Origin of the sequence: Gordonia sp. PS3 (genome assembly GCF_041950545.1) — a bacterium.
Lineage (GTDB): Bacteria > Actinomycetota > Actinomycetes > Mycobacteriales > Mycobacteriaceae > Gordonia > Gordonia sihwensis.
In genome coordinates this window covers 452,513-470,549 of the sequence record NZ_CP169524.1, presented here as the reverse complement: position 1 = coordinate 470,549, position 18,037 = coordinate 452,513, and the positions used below count along the sequence as shown (strand labels likewise).

The following is an 18,037-nucleotide window of genomic DNA, read 5'->3' as shown; positions in this document are numbered from 1 at the left end:
CACTGTGAGACTGTTTGACTATATCGTCTCACCGGCTGCACGCGCACCAGCTCCCCGCGGCGGGGTCCCGAGCCACCCACGCGCGTCGGCGACGAAGCATAGGATCGACGTCGACCGTCCCGAACTCAGGAGCACCCATGGATGTCAGCGTCGTCTGGACCATCAATGCCCGCACCGCCTCCGTCGACAAGGCCGTCGAGAGCCTCGCGGAGATCCAGGAGGAGGGCTTTCGCCGAGTCTGGTGCACCCAGATGCCGAATGAGCCCGACGCCCTGACGATGCTGACGGTCGCGGGATGGGAGGTGCCGGAGATCGAGTTCGGTACCAGCGTGCTGCCGATGCAGGTGCAGCATCCGATGCTCCTGGCGCAACGCGCGCTGACCACCAACGCGATCATCGGCCCGCGCCTCCATCTGGGACTCGGCCTGAGCCATCAGGTGGTCACCGAGGGCATGTGGGGCGTCTCCTACAAGCGGCCCGTCCAGCGCACCAACGAGTACCTCGACGGCCTGCTCCCGCTACTGAACGGCGAAAAGGTCAGCAGCGCGGGCGAACTCGTGACGACACGGGGCGCTCTGACGATCGCCGACGTTCCCGCGCCGCCGGTGTACCTGGCCGCGCTGGGACCGAAGATGCTCGGCATCGCGGGCAGTCGCACGGCGGGCACGGTGACCTGGATGACCGGGCCCAAGACCTTGCGCGATCACATCGCCCCCACCCTGCGCACAGCCGCCGAGGCCGCGGGACGCTCAGCCTCCGACGTGCGCGTGGTGGCGATGCTGCCGGTCTCGGTGACCGACGACGCCGACGGCGCCCGCGCCGCCGCGGCCGAGCAATTCGCCATGTACGACAACCTGCCCTCGTACAAGGCGATGCTCGACCGCGAGGGCTTCACCGGTCCGGGCGACGCCGCGATCGTCGGCGACGAGGCCACCGTCGCCGACCGCGTCCGGGAGCTGGGAGCCTTCGGCGTCGACGAGTTCGTCGGCATACTGTTCGATCGCGACCGCGAGACGCGCGCCCGCACGCGCGCTCTCCTGCGGACGCTGGATGCGTGATGTCCGACTCCCAACCCAGGGCCGACTAAGCAAAGTTAGGTGAGCCTGGGTTACTATTCGGCTCATGAAGTCGACTATGAAGACCGTCCTGGCACTGGTGGCGGGTCTGCTGGCCGTCGTCCTGACGGTGTCCGCGTGCAGCGCTCCCGACGAGGACGAGGCCTCGGGCGGCCCGATCCAGGTGAACACCGCGCAGGGACCGGTGACGGTGAAGGGCACTCCCAAGCGGATCGTCACCCTCGGCGCGCAGTGGATCGACACCGCACTGGCCTTCGGCGTCAAGCCCGTTGCCTACCTCGACAACATCCAGATCCTCACCGGCAGCCCGTCGCCCTGGACCGGTGACAAGCTGCAGGGATCGACGGCACTGGATCCGGAGAACCTGGTGGCGCAGATCGCCAAGGCCGAGCCCGACCTGATCCTCGCCGAGGGCTACATGCCCAAGTCGCAGCCGGAGAACTTCGAGAAGATCAGAAAGATCGCGCCCACCATCCCCGGCGTGACCGGTCAGCAGGTGGACCCGTGGCAGGACCTTGTCGCGCTGATGGGCACCCTGCTGCGTCAGGACGGCAAGGCCAAGGAGATCACCGCCGGCGTCAACAACCAGATCGCCGACTTCAAGAAGGAGCTCCCGGGTCTGGCGGGCAAGACGTACGCGATGGCGTACATGTACTCCGCCGATCAGATCCAGGTGATGGCCGATCCGAACGACGGCGCCGCGTACCTGTTCAACGAACTCGGCATGAAGGTCGCGCCCAAGCTGCTCGCTCAGTTCGAGAAGACGAAGAACCCGCGCTTCCCGATCTCCACCGAGAACGTCCCGATGCTCGACGCCGATGTCCTGATCGTCACGGCGAACACCCCGGCTCTCAAGAGCGCGCTGCGCAAGCTGCCGGGATACTCGGAGCTCGAGTCGGTCCGCAGCGGGGCCGTCGCCGATCTGTCCGTCGCCGACATCAGCGGACTCAATCAGCCGACGCCGCTGGCGATCCCGTACCTGCTCGACGAGCTGAAGCCTGCCTTCCAGAAGGCGACGGCCTGATCGGATGACGGGTCCCTCGCGGACCGCCCTGCGCAACGTCTACACCTGGCGTCCCGGGAGCAAAGCCGTGCTCGGCGCTCCCGGGACCGCTACGGTTCTGCCGGCGAAACGCCGGTTGACCGGACTGGTGCCCATGCAGGGCGGCGTACTCAAAGCACTCAACGCCGGCCCGGTCGCCTTCGACGCGGCACCGCCTCCGCCGGTCGCCTATCTGCTGCGCGATCTGCTGTCGGCCGGTGCACTCGAACTCGCCGTCTCCCGCGGCGAGACCGAGCTGTACCGCCTCCGGCCGTTCCGCTCCGTCGATTCCACGCGCCCCGAGCCGCGTCACGCCGACGGGGTGCTGTCTCGATTCACGGTGCTCCGCAGGACGGGTGGCGAGGTCGTCGCCGAGAACCCGCGCTCCTGGTGCGACGTGGTGATCGGCGCCCCTTCGGTGGCCGCGATCCTGGCCGGCGGCCGAGACGACGACCTCGTCGCCGACTCGCTGTGGTCGGATCTGCTGTGGACCGGTCACGCCGTTCTCGACGCCGACGGCGAGGAGTCCGATTTCTCAGCGGCCGCGTGGAGTCCCCACGAACTCTGGTTCCACCGTCGGAGCACCGTCGGCGACCGCGGCACCAGTTGGGCCCACTTCGGCCCCACCCGCTGGGCCGACGGGCACTTCGCGCCGGTCCCCGCGTCGCCCGAACCGTACCCGGGCGAGAGCATCCCGCTGCCCGTGCCCGACCTCGACCGCCTGTCGCAGTCGGACGTTCCCTTGGCGCGCGTCGTCGAGGATCGGGTGTCCGTCCGCAGCTTCGACGACGCCGCACCGATGACCGTCGCGGAGCTGGGCGAGCTGCTGTATCGCTGCGCCCGAACTCGGAACGTGGCCACCCTCGAGCGTTCCGGCACCGCCGTCACCGAGCTTCCTTCTCGCCCCTACCCTTCCGGCGGCTCGCTCTACGAACTCGAGATCTACCCGGTGATCCGCACCGTCGACGGCGTCGCACCCGGGATGTACCACTACGACTCGTACCGGCACGCACTGCGCCGGGTGGCCGACATCGACGACCCCGCCGTGAATCGGCTGCTCTCGCCCGCCGCTCTCACCCTCGCCGACGGCGAGTTGCCGCAGGTGATGCTCGCCCTGGCCGCTCGGGCGGGCCGAATGATGTGGACGTACGAGCAGATGGCGTACGCGGTGATCCTCAAACACGTCGGCGTGCTGACCCAGACGCTGTATCTCACCGCCACGGCGATGGGTCTCGGCGGGGTCGCGCAGGGATACGGCGACACCGCGGCATTCGCCGCGGCCACCGGCCGCGACGAGTTGGAGGAATGCAATGTGGGGACCTTCGTGGTGGGCCGTCCCCGCGTCTGAGCCGGGCCTGCGCCTCAGTCCCGGTTGAGCGCGACCGCCGCCTGGACCAGCGCCACGAACGCGTCCGCGTCGAGATCGTCCGATTCGGCGAGGTCGACGGCACGGCGGGTTCCGCCGGTCGCGGGGACGAACAGCCCGGCGGGATCCGGCAGCGACGCGCCCTTGGCGAAAGTGACTTTGACCTTCGCCTTGTAGGTCTCGACGGTGCAGATCAGACCGTCGAGCGAGAAGGTCGGCACTCCGTCGGGATTCGAGGGCTTCTTCCACTTCGCCTCTTCGACGACACCGGGTGCGGCGCGGTGGATCAGTGAACGGATCTCGTCGACGCGGGTCGCCCGCCAATCGCTGCTCATGGGCTCACGGTAATCGATTGCGGCCGTCTCCGATCGCCGCACAGCACGGACACAACGTCTGCCCGGGTTCGATCACCCAGCCGTCGGCTGCGGCGAAGTCGACGGCGGCGGCGCCCGACCGGCATCGGAGCCAGTAGGCGCGCTCGCATCGGGAACATCGGATCTCACTCGTGGGCCGCGGCGCGGCGGACTCCCGTGGAGGCAGGACTGCAGTCATCGAAATGCTCTGATCGTCGTTCTCATGAGAGATCGTGAGGTGCCGGGCGGCCCGGGGTTTCTCCCCGGGACGCCCGGCACACGGTTCGGTTACGGGACTTCGGAACGGTGAGGGAGTGCGTCGGCCTGCGCCGCTCCCCGCACGGTGTGGGGGTAGTCGTCAGGTTCGGCGCCGTCCGCATCGACCGGATGCTGCTGTTCCAGCCAGTCGATCGGATCGACTTCCAAGACACTCGTCATCGACGACCTCCTTCGGTGAAGAGAATGCGCGACGCCTGCGGCGGCTGTCAGCGGGTCACTCCGTCGCAGCGGTGATCGACCGCGGCTCGCCCTTGTGCTCGATCTCGATCTTGCGGGGCTTGGCCTTCTCCGACAGCGGGATGGTGACCGTCAGTACGCCGTTGTCGTACTGCGCATTGATTCCGGACGTGTCGATTCCCTCACCGAGGGTGACCTGGCGCCTGAAGGTTCCGGAGAAGCGTTCGCTGGCCAGCCATTTGGCGTCTTCGGACGGCACGGTCCGGTGAGCCGACAGGGTCAGCACGCCGTTGTCGACGCTGACGTCGATCGATCCGGGGTCGACGCCGGGAAGGTCGGCAGCGAGAACGTAGTGACTGTCGACCTTGTAGAGGTCCATCGGCATGAATCGGGGAGTCCGCGCAGTTCCTGCCTGGCCGGAGAGCAGGCCACGGGCGAGGGCGTCAAAGTCGCTGAATGGATCGAAGCGAAGCACAGCACCACACCTCCTATTCATTTGTCACCAGCCGGTTCGACTGATGATCGTCGACTGTGCACCACCAAATTTAGCACTCTCGATCATCGAGTGCCAGATTTTCGTGTCTCTTGTGCCAGATTTCGGCGATACCGCGCGCGCTGCGGCCCGCGCCCGGTCAGTCTGGTGCAGGCCGTCTGAGAACACGACCGATACCACCCTCACGACATCGAAAGGTCACCCGTGCCCGCTGAGTTCAATCCGACCATCACTCGTCGCCAGGCACTCGCCGCGGGCGGCGCGGCCGTCGCCGCCGCATTGGTCGCGCCGGGTCACGGGATCGCGGCAGCGGCCGGGCCGTCACCGGACGCCGACGTCATCATCGTCGGTCACGGACTGTCCGGACTCGTCGCGGCGTCCGAACTCGCCGATCGCGGACGCAAGGTGCTCATCGTCGATCAGGAGTCGGGACAGAACGTCGGTGCCCAAGCGCACTGGAGTCTGGGCGGACTGTTCTTCATCGACAGCCCGGAGCAGCGTCTCGCCGGCATCCGCGACTCGCACGAGCGGGCACACCGCGACTGGTTCGCCACCGCGGGCTTCGACCGCTCGCCGCACAGCGTCGACGGCGAGGACTACTGGGCTCGGAGATGGGCCGAGAAGTACCTGGAATTCGCCGCCGGAGAGAAGCGGTCGTGGCTGGCGGGAATGGGCGTCTCGTGGGTCCCCGTGGTCGGATGGGCCGAGCGGGGCAACGGCGTTCCGGGCACTCCCGGCAACACCGTCCCCCGATTCCACACCACGCTCGGCACCGGTCCGGGAGTCGTCGAACCGTTCGTCCGGCGGGTGCGCGAGGCGCAGCGCCGCGGACGGATCCGGTTCGCGTTCCGGCATCGGGTCGACGAACTGATCACCGCGCAGGGAGCCGTGGTCGGCGTCCGCGGCTGCGTCCTCGAACCGAGTTCGCTGCCGCGAGGAAAAGCCAGTTCCCGCAAGCAGATCGGGGATTTCGAACTCCACGCCCCACTGGTGATCGTGGCGTCGGGCGGCATCGGAGGCAATCACGACCTGGTGCGCCGCAACTGGCCGGCACGGCTGGGAACGGCGCCGGAATTCATGGTCACCGGCGTCCCGCAGCACGTAGACGGCCGGATGCTCGGCATCGCCGAACGATCAGGCGCCCGGCTCGTGAACCGCGACCGCATGTGGCACTACACCGAGGGCCTGCGGAATCATTCGCCGATCTGGCCCGGACACGGTATCCGGGTGCTCGGAGCCCCGTCGTCGATGTGGTTCGACGCGGCCGGTCGCCGATTCGGCGAACCGGGCATCCCCAGCCACGACACTCTCGGCACCCTCGAACTCATCCAGCGCTCCGGCTACGACTACTCGTGGTTCGTCTTGAACAAGCGGATCATCGAGAAGGAGTTCGTGCTCTCGGGCTCCGAACAGAACCCGGAGCTGACCGCCAAGAACCTCCCGCTGTACCTGGTGCACCGCGCCACCGACGACGTTCCGAAACCCGTGCAGGCCTTCCTCGATCGCGGACCGGACTTCGTCACGGCGGGCAGCGTCGAAGCGCTGACGGCCAAGATGAACGCCCTTGTCGGTACCGATCTGGTCGATCCGGGTTCTCTGAAGAAGCAGATCGCGCACCGCGACCGTGAGGCCTTCAACCCGAAGAGCACCGATCCGCAGATCAAGAGCATCCGGCGGTCGCTGGCCTACGTCGGCGACAACCTCGTGCGCACCGTGCCGATGCACCGAATCCTCGACCGCGATGCGGGACCGCTCATCGCGATCAAGATGAACATCCTGACCCGGAAGTCCCTCGGCGGACTGCAGACCGATCTGTCGGGCCGGGTCCTGTCCGCGGACGGCCGGCCCGTCGAAGGGCTGATGGCCGTCGGTGAGGCCTCCGGCTTCGGTGGCGGCGGCGTGCACGGCTACCGAGCACTCGAAGGGACCTTCCTGGGCGGGTGCCTGTTCACCGGCCGCACCGCGGGCCGGGCCGCCCATCGCCTGCTGTGATGCGCGACCGGCCGCGGCCGCTCAGCTGAAGATCGAGAGGTCGACGGCCTCGGCCATCGTGCGGTAGCCGGCCGGACCCGCTGGCGCTCCGAATCGGCCCGCGGGGCGGCGTAGCCGCTGAAGAGCGAGTCGGACGCCGGCAGGATCGTCGCCACGTGAACACGGACGCCGTCGGCCTTCAGGCGGGCGATGATGTTCTTGTACCCGGCGATCACCTGGTCGGCGGTCGAGCCGAGCCGAGGACCTACCGAGACCCCCAAACACACAGGAGCGCAGCGCCCCCCAGGTCAGTCGAGTAAGCGGAGGAGCGAAGCGACGAAGCGCATCGAGACCCGTCGTCACACGCTGTGGATACCCGCATTGCACCCCGCCCCGACGCCCACAACAGTCAACTCATGCACGGCTTCATGTACATCCTGAAATGCGCGGACGGCAGCTACTACGTGGGGAGCACGCGGAATATCGAGCATCGGTTCGAGCAACACCAGTCAGGTCGCGGTTCGGCATATACCCGGAATCGCTGTCCGGTCGAGCTGGTCTTCTGCGAGGAGTTCGATTCCATCGAGGATGCGTACGCGATGGAGAGACGGGTGTCGAAGTGGTCGCGCGCGAAACGAGAGGCGCTGATCGCCGGCGATTTCGACGCGCTGCGCCGCGCGGCGAAGAAGGGCTTCCGCCCGGGCCAGACGCCGCCGTCGAGGCCGCAGGAGTGATCGCCCAGGCCTATGAGTAAACCGAGGGCGCATCGAGACCCCGTCGGCGGCAACGTCTCGATACGCTTCGTCGCTTCGCTCCTCCGCTTACTCGACAAACCTGAACGGTGCCCCAGGACCGTCGAGTAGAACGAGGCGCAAGCCGAGGACGCATCGAGACCCCGGGCGACGTCCGTCTCGATGCGCTTCGTCGCTCCGCTCCTCCGCTCACTCGACAAACCTTTAAGGTCGACAGGCCTGACAGAACGCCCCAAGACCGTCGAGTAGGACGAGGCGCAAGCCGAGGACGCATCGAGACCCCGGGCGTCTCGATACGCTTCGTCGCTCCGCTCCTCCGCTCACTCGACAAACCTGTGAGGTCGACAGGCCTGATAGAACCCCCCAAGACCGTCGAGTAGGACGAGGCGCAAGCCGAGGACGCATCGAGACTCGCCCGTCTCGATGCGCTTCGTCGCTTCGCTCCTCCGCTTACTCGACAAACCTGTGGGGTCGACAGGCCTGATAGAACGGCCCAGGACAGGCGAGTAGGGCGAGGACGCATGGAGACCCGTTCGTCTCGATGCGCTTCGTCGCTTCGCTCCTCCGCTTACTCGACAGGCCAGAGGTCGACAAACCTGGGGCACCTCGGGCCAGTGCGATGCCCCGTCTCGGTCCGCTCCTCCGCTACTCGAGAGGCTTTGGGGGTTCGGCGCTTGAGAGGGCGGAGAGGGAGCGGGACCAGAGGGTGGAGAGGCGGGCGATGTCGGCGGGCGAGAGGACCGTGGAGCAATAACGCCAGTTCGTCACCAACTGAGGGCCGTCGTCGGTCGCGCGGACCACGGCGACCACGTCGAGCGCGTATCGCAGCGGAAGATCCGGCTCGGGATCGGTCGGCAGATGCTCGTTCAACTCCAGGTCGACGACCGGCTGCCACGCGCCCGGATCCTCACCCGCGACACCCAGGTCGAAGCGGCCCAGATAGTTGAACTCCACCTGCGGTTCGACGCCCTCGACCAGGTCGGCGTCGCGATCGGCATAGCGCAGCAGCCCATAGTCCAGACCCCGGTTCGGGACCGCCTCCAGCTCTGCGGTGACACGCTCGAACAGACGTCGCCCCTCGCCGGAGTCCGCTTCCAATGCGTCGACCGTGACCGTCGCGCCCGCGGCCAGCCGCACCGGGAACACCGTGGTGAACCAGCCGAGCGTGCGCCCGGTGTCGATGTCGTCCCCGACGGTCGCATCCTCTCTGCCGTGACCTTCGAGCGCGATCAGCGCTCCCGCCGACGGGTCCTGGTCGCGCTCGGCGCGCCAGGATGCGAAGGTCGCCGTCAGCGCGGTCAGCAGGAACTCACGCATCCCGATCCGCTGATCGATCCGGTCCAGGATCTCGGCCGTCACGGCGACGTCGGTCAAGACGGGCGCCGACGTCAACTCGCTCCAGGTGTCGCGGCCGATCTCCGGTCGACGCGAACCGATCACCGGGTCGTCGGCACGCACCTGCGACCGCCAGTAATCCCGCTGTGCGGCAACGACTTCCGTTCCCGACCTCGCGAGCATTCGACGACTCCACGCGCGGTAGTCGGTGTACTCCGCGGGCAGTGCCGGCGGCGCGCCCGCGGCGACGGCCGCGCCGGCCTGGGCCATGTCACCGAAGAGGATCTGCCAGCTCACCGCGTCCACCGCGAGATGGTGGATCGCGAGCAGCAGGACATCGCCGCCCCCGCTCGGCACCACGCGAACCGCGGCCACCATGTCTCCGCGATCGGGATCGACGGCCTCGTTGGCCTGGCGGGCGGCGATGGTGATGAGCGTGCCCAACTGTTGCCCCGGCTCCCCGTCGATCACCCAGAATCGACTCGCCGCGTCCACCGCACCGGGTTCGCGGGTCACGAGCACTCCGCTCTCCCGGGTGGACCGCAGCATGTCGTGCGCATCCAGCACGGCCTGCAGCACCTGGACCACCTCGGCGTCCGTGCACCCGTCGGGCAGTCGGAACAGCACCGTCTGCGTGAACCGCCGCCACCGGCCGCCCTCGTACATCCACTCCACCACCGGCAGCGCGGGCACCTCGCCGTACTCGCGCTCGGCGGCGATCCGCGCCAGACGCTCGCCCCGGCGGACCGCGTCGGCCAAGTCGCGAACGGTGGGAAAGGCCATGACGTCGCGCGCCGCGATCTCGTCGCCGCCCGCACGCAGCGCGGTCACCAACGCCATCGCGACGATGCTGTCCATGCCGAGGTCGAAGAAGTCGTCGTCGGGACCGGGACGGGTGCCGAGCACGCCCTCGACGGCCGCGGCCACCCGCTCCTCCACCTCGTCGAGCGGTCGGCCCGTCTCCCCGCCGCCGGCCAGCGCCGCGCGCGCCGACTCCCCCAGCAGCACCGAATCGAGCTTGCCGTTACGGTTCACCGGCAGCACCGGCAGCACGACGATCCTCGTCGGGATCATGTGCGACGGCAGCTTCTGCGCCAGTTCGCCGCGGACGACGGCGGCGTCGAGAGCCGCCCCGTTGGTCGCCCCCGAGACGAATCCGACCAGCGCCGCACCGATCGGCCGATCGACCACCACCACGGCGGCCTCGCGAACCCCGGGCACCGCCCTGAGTCCTGCCTCCACCTCGCCCACCTCGATGCGGTAGCCGCGGATCTTGACCTGGTCGTCGCCGCGTCCCACGAAGACGATGTCGCCGACTGCGTTGCGGCGCACCAGGTCTCCAGTCCGGTACATGCGCTCCCCAGATCGGATCGGGTCGGCGACGAAGGCTGCCGCCGTCTGCCCCGGGCGCCCCTGATAGCCGCGAGTGACCTGGTCCCCGGTCAGGTACAGCTCACCGATCACCCCGTCGGGAACCGGCCGCAGGCGGGAGTCGAGCACCCGCGCACTCATCCGGTCGGTGGGTCCGGCGATCGTCGGCACCGGCGACTCCGACACGCGCGCGACCATCGCCTCGACGGTGGTCTCGGTGGGTCCGTAGCAGTTGAAGACGGCCGTCCGCGGCAACGACCCCAGTTGGTCCCACAGCGCCGGACCGATCGCCTCGCCACCGAGTGCGAGCACCGTCAACGTCGGCCGACCCGGTTCCCCGGACACCAGCCCGGCCGCCGAGAGCTGGCCGAACATCGACGGCGTGGTGTCGATCATGTCGATCCGGCGCTCGGCGAGCGCCGCGACCAGACGCGTGGCGTCGCGCGTCTGCTCATCGGAGAACAGATGGACCTCGTGGCCGTCGAGCAGGGCGGCCAGCGGCTGCCACGACGCGTCGAAGGAGAACGTCCAGGCGTGCGCCACCCGCAACGGGCGGTCGAGCCGCCGGCGGCCGACCGACAGCACGCGGTCGCGGTGATCGCGGGCATAGCTGGCCAGCGCTCTCTGCGTGCCGATCACTCCCTTGGGCTCGCCGGTGGAGCCGGAGGTGAAGATGAGATACGCCGCATCGGCCGGGGACACCTCGACGGATTCCCCGCCATGCCGATCCCCGCCGTCCCAATCGGTGACGACGGTGCGCCCCGCGAACAGATCGACGAACTCGGGGTCGGTGAGAACCACGTCCGCACGGGACTGGTCGAGCAGATTCTCGATCCGGGCGACCGGCATGGACACGTCGATCGGCACGTACGCGGCACCGGCGAGCATCGCCCCCAGCACGCCCGCGACCGTCCGGCCCGACCGTCGCGGCGCCACCGCCACCACGTCACCGCGTCGCACTCCCGCAGACCGCAGGTCCCCCGCAACCGCCAGCGACCAGCGGTGGAGCTGATCGTAGGTCCACGTGCCGTCGTCGGCGACGAGCGCGACGGACGCCGGAGAGGTCCGTGCCTGTTCGCAGAACAGCCCGATCGCCGTGGTTCCGGCGGGCAGCGGCGTACCGCGCGACGGCCGTGCCGCCCATTCCCTCTCGTGATCGAGCAGCGCGTCGAGCGTGTCGGCAGGAGCGTCCGCGGCGTCGGGCAGCGCCCGGAGCACCGCGAGCACCCGTTCGACGGCCTGCGCCGGATCGATCGGTCCCAGCGATTCGGCGACCGACTCGCTCATCACGATCAGCTCCCCGTCGAGCTCGTAGGCGACGACGGTCAGCGGGTAGTGCGACAGCGACTCCATCGCGAGAGGCAGGAAGCGGGTGCCGTCCGGCGCGGTGACGGGTTCGGTCGCCGAACCGATCGGAGCGTTCTCGTAGACGAAGAGCGTGTCGAAGAGGTTCGGGGTACCGGCCGCGCGCGCGATGTCCGCGAGGCCGAGGAATCCGAGGTCGCGCATCCTGGCCGACGACCGCTGCAGTGCGGTGCAGGCCTCGAGGACGGTCGGCTGAGCTCGCAGGTCGACGCGCACGGGGACGGTGTTGATGAACAGCCCGACCATCTCGCCGGCCCCCGGCAGACTCTGCGGTCGGCCCGAGATGGTGGTCCCGAAGACCACGTCGGTCCGGTCGGCGAGCCGGCCGAGGACCACCGACCACGCGTACTGCGTCACAGCCGCCGGAGTCAGTCCGGCCCGGCGCGCCCAACCCAGAACGCGCGAGGTCTCCGCGGCGTCGAGCGTTCGCCGGTGCCGCACCGGTTCGGTGGCCGGGGTCCCCGGGGCACCGATCAACAGCGGCGACACCCCGTCCAAATACGACGTCCAGGTGTCGAGCGCCGCGGCGGTGTCCTGCTCCGCCAGCCACGCGATGTAGTTGCGGTACGGCTTCACCGGCGCCAGTCCGTCGGCGCTGCCGCCCGCGCCGTAGATCGCCAGCAGTTCGCGGAAGAAGAGCGCGATCGCCCAGCCGTCCATGAGGATGTGGTGTGCGGTGAGCAGCAGCCGGTGCCTGCCCTCGGGCAGTGCGGCGAGCACCACCCGCATCGCCGGGCCGCGACGCAGGTCGAACCGCTGCGAGCGTTCGGCGAGCGCGAGAGCGTCGAAATCGTCGGGATGGGTCCGCACCTCGCGCCACGGCACGGTGACCTGGGTCGGCACGATCTGCACCGGGTGCGGAACGCCTTGATCCCACAGACTGACACGGAGATTGGGGTGCCGCGTGAGGACGGCGGCGACGCTGCGGCGCAAGACCGCGGCGTCGAGCGGTCCGCTGATCTCGACGACGAACTGCATGCTGTAGACGTCGAGGCCGTCGCCGGCCATCTCCGAGAGCGAGAACAGCCCGGCCTGCAGCGGCGAGAGCGCGAGGACGTCTTCGATGGCCGGCTTCGACTGCTGCTCCGGGCTCACTGCTGCGCCTCCCACGCCGAGCCGAGCGCCGAGAGCATGTCACTCGACAGCCCCGACGCCGACATCGGCGACGCATCGACCGGCTGCGGCTCGACGGTGTCGTCGTTCCGGGCCCGCGCGGCGTCGACCGCCTCGGCCAGTTCGGCGATCGAGTAGTGGTCGAAGATCTGCTGCGGATCGAGAGCGATGCCCGCGGCCGCCGCACGCGCCGACCACTGGATCGAGATGACGCTGTCGCCGCCGACCGCGAAGAAGTTGTCGTCGCGCCCGATCCCGGTGACCCCGAGCAGTTCCTCGAGCATGGTCACCAGTGCCCGCTCGGTCGGCGTCTGGGTGCCGCCGCCGGCGGTGTACACCTCGGCGACCGGCGCGGCCGCCGGTGCGGCGGCGTAGTTGTCGATCACCAGCGACGCGGGCGAGAGCGCGCGCAGCGTCTCCGGAAGTGCGGTGGCGGCACCCGGACCGTCGACGATCCAGGTCGCGACCGAGGCGCAGTGCGTCAGGCCCGCGTGCGGCAGGCCGGCGAGTGTCGCGGGCCGCGCCTGAACGCGTCGCGGCGACCGGGCGGCGATGAGTTCGGCGAGCACGGCGGGATCCTCACCGTGCATGGAGGCGTCGAGTGCATCGGGTATCGGCCGGACCGTCACCTCCGACAGCCGTCGCTGCGGATTCTCCGCCAGAGCGTCGAGGAGCGTCGTGAATCGGTCGGCGATACCGCGCGCGGTGTCCTCGTCGTAGAGGTCTGCGCTCGCGACCAGCCGGCCGCTCAGGCTGCCGTCGGCGCATGTGGTCACGATCAGATTCAGATCGAGGTAGGAGGTGTCCACCTCCATCGGGAGGATGTGCATGGACGTGCCCTCCGCGAGCTGGACCACGGGCTCGCCTGCCGTATCGCGGAAGTGGACCATGCTCTGGAACAGCGGGTTCCGGGCCCGGGTGCGGCGCGGGTTCAGCGCCTCCACCAGGCGTTCGATCGGCAGATCCTGGTGGGAGAAGGCGTCGAGCACGGCGTCGCGGGAGCGGTGCAGAACGTCGTTCAGTGTCGGCTCGCCGGCCAGATCGGTGCGCAGAACCACCATGTTCGCGAGCAGCCCGACGATGTCGGCGGTCGCCGGGTCGGCCCGCCCCGCCGACGGAGTGCCGATCGCGATGTCGACGCCGCCGCCGAGCGTATGCAGCGCAGCCGACCACATGGCGGTGAGCGCCATGAAGTCACTGACCGCACTGCCGCGGAAGACGGTCTTGAGCCGCTCGTAGCGCGAAGCGCTGATATCGAAGTCGACGATCACCCCGCGGTGGCTCAGGCCCTCGGGGCGGGGCCGGTCGGCCGCCACCAGGATCTCGTCCGGAAGTCCTTCGAGCCGGTCGCGCCAGAAGTCGATCTGGGCACGCCCGTAGCGGCCGGCGTCGCTGTCGGGGTCGGCGTCGAGACCGAACATCGAGTGCTGCCAGCGCGCCACGTCGGTGTACTCCGGTCCGGTCGGCCGAGGAGTGAGGGCGGGACCGCCGATCCGCGCACGGTAGGCGGCGGCGAGGTCGGCAATGATGATGTCGGTGCTGCCGTGGTCGACCACCATGTGATGAATCACCAGCGCGAGCACCGACGACGACCCGGCCCGCACCAGGTGTGCGCGCACCAGCGGCGCCGCCGCCAGATCGAAGATCAGCTCCCCGGTCTGCGCCGCGATGCGCACGGGGTCGTCGGCATCGGTGGCCTCGGTGATGCTCAGCGGCACCTCGATGTCGGCGTCGTCGCGGATCACCTGGACCGGCAGTCCGTCGATCTCGCTGAACGAGGTCCGCAGCGAGCGATGCCGCCGGACCACGTCCGCGATCGCGCCGCGCAGAGCGTCGTCGTTCACCGGCCCTTCGACGGCGAGGGTCAGCACGATGTTGTTCTCCGCGCTCGCGCCGCCGAACCGCTCGTTGAACCACATGGCGAGCTGGGAGAACGACAGCGGCGCCCGCTCGACCTCGTCGCCGGCCACCAGCGGAGGTCGGACCGGTTCGGTGTGCTGCGGCTCCGGCGTTCCCAGGGCGATCCCGCCGAAGTCGGCGCTGGTCCAGTCCCCGTCGGCCCAGTCGCTCCCCTCCGCGCCGCCTTCTGTCCAGGCGCCGTCCGCCCAGCCGTCCTGGTCCGGGTCCGCGTCGAGGTCGACGCCGAGCTCGGCGCGCGCCTTCTCGACCAGCAGTGCGGACAGCCCGGCCACCGTCGGGGCGTCGAACGGTGCCCGGACGTCGACGTCGAGCCCGAACTCGGCCGAGAGGGCGGTCACCAGGCGGGCCGCGAGCAGCGAGTGGCCGCCGAGATCGAAGAACGAGTCCGCGGACCCGATGGTCCGGCCGCCGAACAGCTCCGAGAACACCGCCGCCACCCGCCGCTCGGTGGGCGTCGCCGGCTCCACGAAACCCGCGGCCTGGGTGGCCGGCACCGGAAGCGCAGCGCGGTCGAGCTTGCCGTGCACGGTGATCGGCACCTCGTCGATGACGACGACGGCGTCCGGAATCATGTGCGACGGAAGTGTCTGCGCGGCGTGGTCGCGGAGCGCCTGCGGGTCGGGGACCGCGCCGGACTCGCCGATCACGTACGCGAGCAGCCGGTCGTCGACCACGGTAACCAGGGCACGCTGGACGTCCTCGTGCGCGGCGAGCACCGCCTCGATCTCACCGGGTTCGATGCGGAAGCCGCGGACCTTGATCTGGTCGTCGGAGCGGCCGACGAACTGCAGCTCCCCGTCTCCGCCGCGCCGGGCGAGATCGCCTGTGCGGTAAAGACGTTCACCCTTTCCGAAGGGGTCCGCGACGAATCGCGCGGCGGTCAGTCCGCTGCGGCGCAGGTAGCCGCGCGCCAGCTGACGTCCGCCGAGGTACAGCTCGCCGACCACTCCGTCGGGCACCGGTTGCAGGCCGGCGTCGAGCAGGTGCGCCACGACCCCCGGATTGGGACGGCCGATCGGCACCACCGCGCCGCCGCGCGGTCCGTCGACCCGGTGATGGGTGGCCGCGACGACGGCTTCGGTGGGCCCGTAGTTGTTGCTGAGGTCTGCGGTGAACGCGGTGGTGAACTCGTCGGCGACCTCACCCGGCAGCGCCTCGCCGCCCACCGGCACGGTGCGCAGCGTGGTCCACTGCTTGACCTCCGGGATCAGCAACAGCGTGGAGAGCATGCTCGGCACCATGTGCATCACCGTCACTTGCTCGCGGACCAGCAGGTCGGCCAGGTAGGCGATGTCGGTGAGCGCGCCCTTCTTCGGGATCACGAGGGTGGCGCCGGCGGTCAGGGTCGCGAAGATCTCGAACATCGACGCGTCGAAGCTGACCGACGAGGTCTGCACGAGGCGGTCGTCGGAGCCGACGACGCTGGTGGCGCCGAATGCCCGCAGATGCTCGGCGATCGCCCGGTGCTCCACGGCCACGCCCTTCGGGGTGCCGGTGGATCCGGAGGTGTAGATGATGTAGGCCAACGATTCCGGCAAGGGCCCGGGAAGGTCGAGACGCCGCGGCGCCTCTTCGGGTTCGGCGCGCAGCCGCTGCACTTCGGCGGCGTCGAGCACCAGCACCGGACGGGCGTCCTCGAGCAGGAAGGCGGTGCGGTCGGCCGGGTAGTCCGGATCCACCGGCAGGTAGGCGGCGCCGGTCTTGAGCACCGCCAGCGCGGCGACCACGAAGTCCTCGCTCGCGGACATGCGCAGCGCGACCACGGCGTCCGGCGCCGCCAGCGCCGGGCCCGCGGCGTGCGCGATCCGGGCCGCGAGTACGTCGACGGCGGTGCCGAGTTCGGCGTAAGTGATCGAGCGGTCGTCTGTGACGATCGCCGGGTGGGCGGGACGCTGCGCCACCGCGGCCTCGAACATGCCGACGAGGGTGTCGGCAACATCGTCGACCGCGGGTCCGGCGGCCGCGGAGACCACCGCCGAGAGCGCCTCGTCATCGAGCAGTCGTGCGTCCCGGATGGGCGCGTCGGGCCGGCCGAGGACGTCGGTGAGGAAGGTCGCGTACGCGGCGAGCAGCGCCTGCGCCTCCGCATCGCGCAAGCGGGACGACTGATACTGCAGTTCCAGGACGGGTTCGGTACCGGACACGATCGCGAACTCCAACGGCAACTGGGCGTTGGGAGCGTGGAGGTGGTCGAGGTGTTCGACGCGGAGGCCGTCGAGCCCGAGCCCGGACAGATCACGGCGCAGCGACAGGCTCGCCGAGACCAGCCCGGCCAGACCGGCGCGGCGGTCGGGCGCGAACTCGGCCACCACTCGGTCGATCGGAACGCGGCAGGCGGCGAGCCCGGCGGCCAACGACTCACGGGAACAGCCGATCAGCTCGGTCAGCGACGACCGCGCGTCGACGTCGCCGCGCAGCAGGACGGTGTTGCCGAAGTAACCGATCAGATCCTCGGCCCCGGCCGGGCGCACGGTGGTCGGCACCGCGATCACCACGTCGTCGGCGCCGTACACGCGATGCAGGAAGGCTTGGGTGGCCGCGAGCAGGACCGCGAACGTGGTGGTGCGCGCAGCTCGTGCGAGTTCGGCTGCCGCAGCCTCGATCTCCGGCGCCAAGCGGCGGTGCACGCGACCGCTGCCGGTGGCGCCGGTCGCGGCGGGCAGGTCGAGCGGTTCGGGTGCGGGACGCAGCACCTGCGCCCAGTGCGCGAGGTCGGCGTCGAGTCGGTCGTCAGAGGGGTCGGGCACGTCGGCGTACGCCCGCGCGAGCGCCGCCGTCTCCGTCTCCCGATAGGCGGCGGCGAGGTCGGCGAAGAACACCGCCCACGAGTCGTCGTCCCAGGCGATGTGGTGGACGGTCAGGAGCAGCACGTGGTGCTCGGGTGCCAGCGCGGCGAGCGTGACTCGCAGCGGAGCGTCGTCGGCGAGCCGGAAGGGCGTCCGCGCCTCCCGCGCGGCCAGCACCTGCAGGCGCCGCTGCGCCGCCGAGCCGGACAGTTCGGTCAGGTCGGCGGTGGTCCAGGAGATCGGGGCGCCGACGCGGTGCTGCATCACCGGCTCGCCGTCCTCGCCCGCGAGGTAGCGGGCGCGGAGCGTCTCGTGTCGCGAGACCACGGACTCGACGGCGCGGCGGAGACGCTCGGCATCGAGTTCCCCGTGCAGCGCGAAGGCCACCGAGATGTTGAGCGAGGTGTCGTCCGGATCGCGGTGGCCGGCGAACCAGAGCCGGCGAGCCGCGATGGGCAGCGGCGTGCGCGCACCGTCGGCCCGGGCCGGCACCGCCTCCGCGGCGCCACGGTGAGTCAGACTCTCCTCCTGGAGACGCTTGCGGAGGAGTTCACGTCGGCGGGCGGCCAGGTCACTCGTCATGGGTCGATTTTAGCCTAGCCTTACCTAAAGGAAGGACCCGGGGCGATCGCCCCGGG

At 69.8% G+C, this 18,037-nt stretch carries 10 protein-coding genes; 5 read left to right on the top strand and 5 right to left on the bottom strand.

The annotated features are described in order from the left end of the window. Positions 1-137 precede the first annotated feature (137 nt). The 3 genes from ACE11G_RS02135 (at position 138) to ACE11G_RS02125 (ending at position 3,466) form a co-directional block, all read left to right on the top strand. Positions 138-1,058, top strand: coding sequence for a TIGR03564 family F420-dependent LLM class oxidoreductase (locus ACE11G_RS02135; RefSeq protein WP_375003516.1), 921 nt, complete (start codon positions 138-140; stop codon positions 1,056-1,058). Between the two features lie 64 nt (positions 1,059-1,122). Continuing rightward, positions 1,123-2,100 (top strand): ABC transporter substrate-binding protein, encoded by a 978-nt coding sequence (locus ACE11G_RS02130; protein ID WP_231650177.1) that lies wholly within the window; start codon positions 1,123-1,125, stop codon positions 2,098-2,100. A gap of 4 nt (positions 2,101-2,104) precedes the next feature. Beyond that, the gene (locus ACE11G_RS02125; protein WP_375003513.1) at positions 2,105-3,466 is read left to right on the top strand and encodes a SagB family peptide dehydrogenase; all 1,362 of its coding nucleotides are present in this window, start codon (positions 2,105-2,107) and stop codon (positions 3,464-3,466) included. A 14-nt stretch (positions 3,467-3,480) separates the two neighbouring features. Here the strand turns inward: ACE11G_RS02125 and ACE11G_RS02120 are convergent, their stop codons facing one another. The 3 genes from ACE11G_RS02120 to ACE11G_RS02110 form a co-directional block, all read right to left on the bottom strand. After that, positions 3,481-3,819 (bottom strand): DUF1801 domain-containing protein, encoded by a 339-nt coding sequence (locus ACE11G_RS02120; RefSeq protein ID WP_006896088.1) that lies wholly within the window; start codon positions 3,817-3,819, stop codon positions 3,481-3,483. A 306-nt stretch (positions 3,820-4,125) separates the two neighbouring features. Further along, on the bottom strand, positions 4,126-4,275 hold the full coding sequence (locus tag ACE11G_RS02115; RefSeq protein WP_156479406.1) for a hypothetical protein: 150 nt from the start codon (positions 4,273-4,275) through the stop codon (positions 4,126-4,128). Between the two features lie 55 nt (positions 4,276-4,330). Then, positions 4,331-4,768 (bottom strand): Hsp20/alpha crystallin family protein, encoded by a 438-nt coding sequence (locus tag ACE11G_RS02110; RefSeq protein WP_006896087.1) that lies wholly within the window; start codon positions 4,766-4,768, stop codon positions 4,331-4,333. 297 nt (positions 4,769-5,065) lie between these two features. On the opposite strand from ACE11G_RS02110, the gene ACE11G_RS02105 reads away from it, so the two are divergent. Next, positions 5,066-6,778: an FAD-binding dehydrogenase gene (locus tag ACE11G_RS02105; RefSeq protein ID WP_231875673.1), complete on the top strand. Its 1,713-nt coding sequence runs from the start codon at positions 5,066-5,068 to the stop codon at positions 6,776-6,778. A gap of 395 nt (positions 6,779-7,173) precedes the next feature. Continuing rightward, complete coding sequence (locus ACE11G_RS02100; RefSeq protein WP_045538273.1) at positions 7,174-7,491, top strand: GIY-YIG nuclease family protein; 318 nt, start codon at positions 7,174-7,176, stop codon at positions 7,489-7,491. A gap of 663 nt (positions 7,492-8,154) precedes the next feature. Here ACE11G_RS02100 and ACE11G_RS02095 read toward each other — a convergent pair. Further along, complete coding sequence (locus ACE11G_RS02095) at positions 8,155-12,675, bottom strand: amino acid adenylation domain-containing protein (RefSeq protein WP_375003510.1); 4,521 nt, start codon at positions 12,673-12,675, stop codon at positions 8,155-8,157. Then, a complete protein-coding gene (locus ACE11G_RS02090) occupies positions 12,672-17,981 on the bottom strand; it encodes an amino acid adenylation domain-containing protein (RefSeq protein WP_375003508.1) in 5,310 nt (1,769 codons plus the stop codon). The genes ACE11G_RS02095 and ACE11G_RS02090 overlap by 4 nt, the downstream gene beginning before the upstream one ends. Positions 17,982-18,037: the final 56 nt, after the last annotated feature.

Bases quoted from the DNA above. Each gene is read 5' to 3' on its own strand.
- ACE11G_RS02120 (WP_006896088.1), bottom strand. From the start codon at position 3,819: ATGAGCAGCGATTGGCGGGCGACCCGCGTCGACGAGATCCGTTCACTG.
- ACE11G_RS02130 (WP_231650177.1), top strand. From the start codon at position 1,123: ATGAAGTCGACTATGAAGACCGTCCTGGCACTGGTGGCGGGTCTGCTG.
- ACE11G_RS02135 (WP_375003516.1), top strand. From the start codon at position 138: ATGGATGTCAGCGTCGTCTGGACCATCAATGCCCGCACCGCCTCCGTC.
- ACE11G_RS02125 (WP_375003513.1), top strand. From the start codon at position 2,105: ATGACGGGTCCCTCGCGGACCGCCCTGCGCAACGTCTACACCTGGCGT.
- ACE11G_RS02090 (WP_375003508.1), bottom strand. From the start codon at position 17,981: ATGACGAGTGACCTGGCCGCCCGCCGACGTGAACTCCTCCGCAAGCGT.
- ACE11G_RS02115 (WP_156479406.1), bottom strand. From the start codon at position 4,275: ATGACGAGTGTCTTGGAAGTCGATCCGATCGACTGGCTGGAACAGCAG.
- ACE11G_RS02100 (WP_045538273.1), top strand. From the start codon at position 7,174: ATGCACGGCTTCATGTACATCCTGAAATGCGCGGACGGCAGCTACTAC.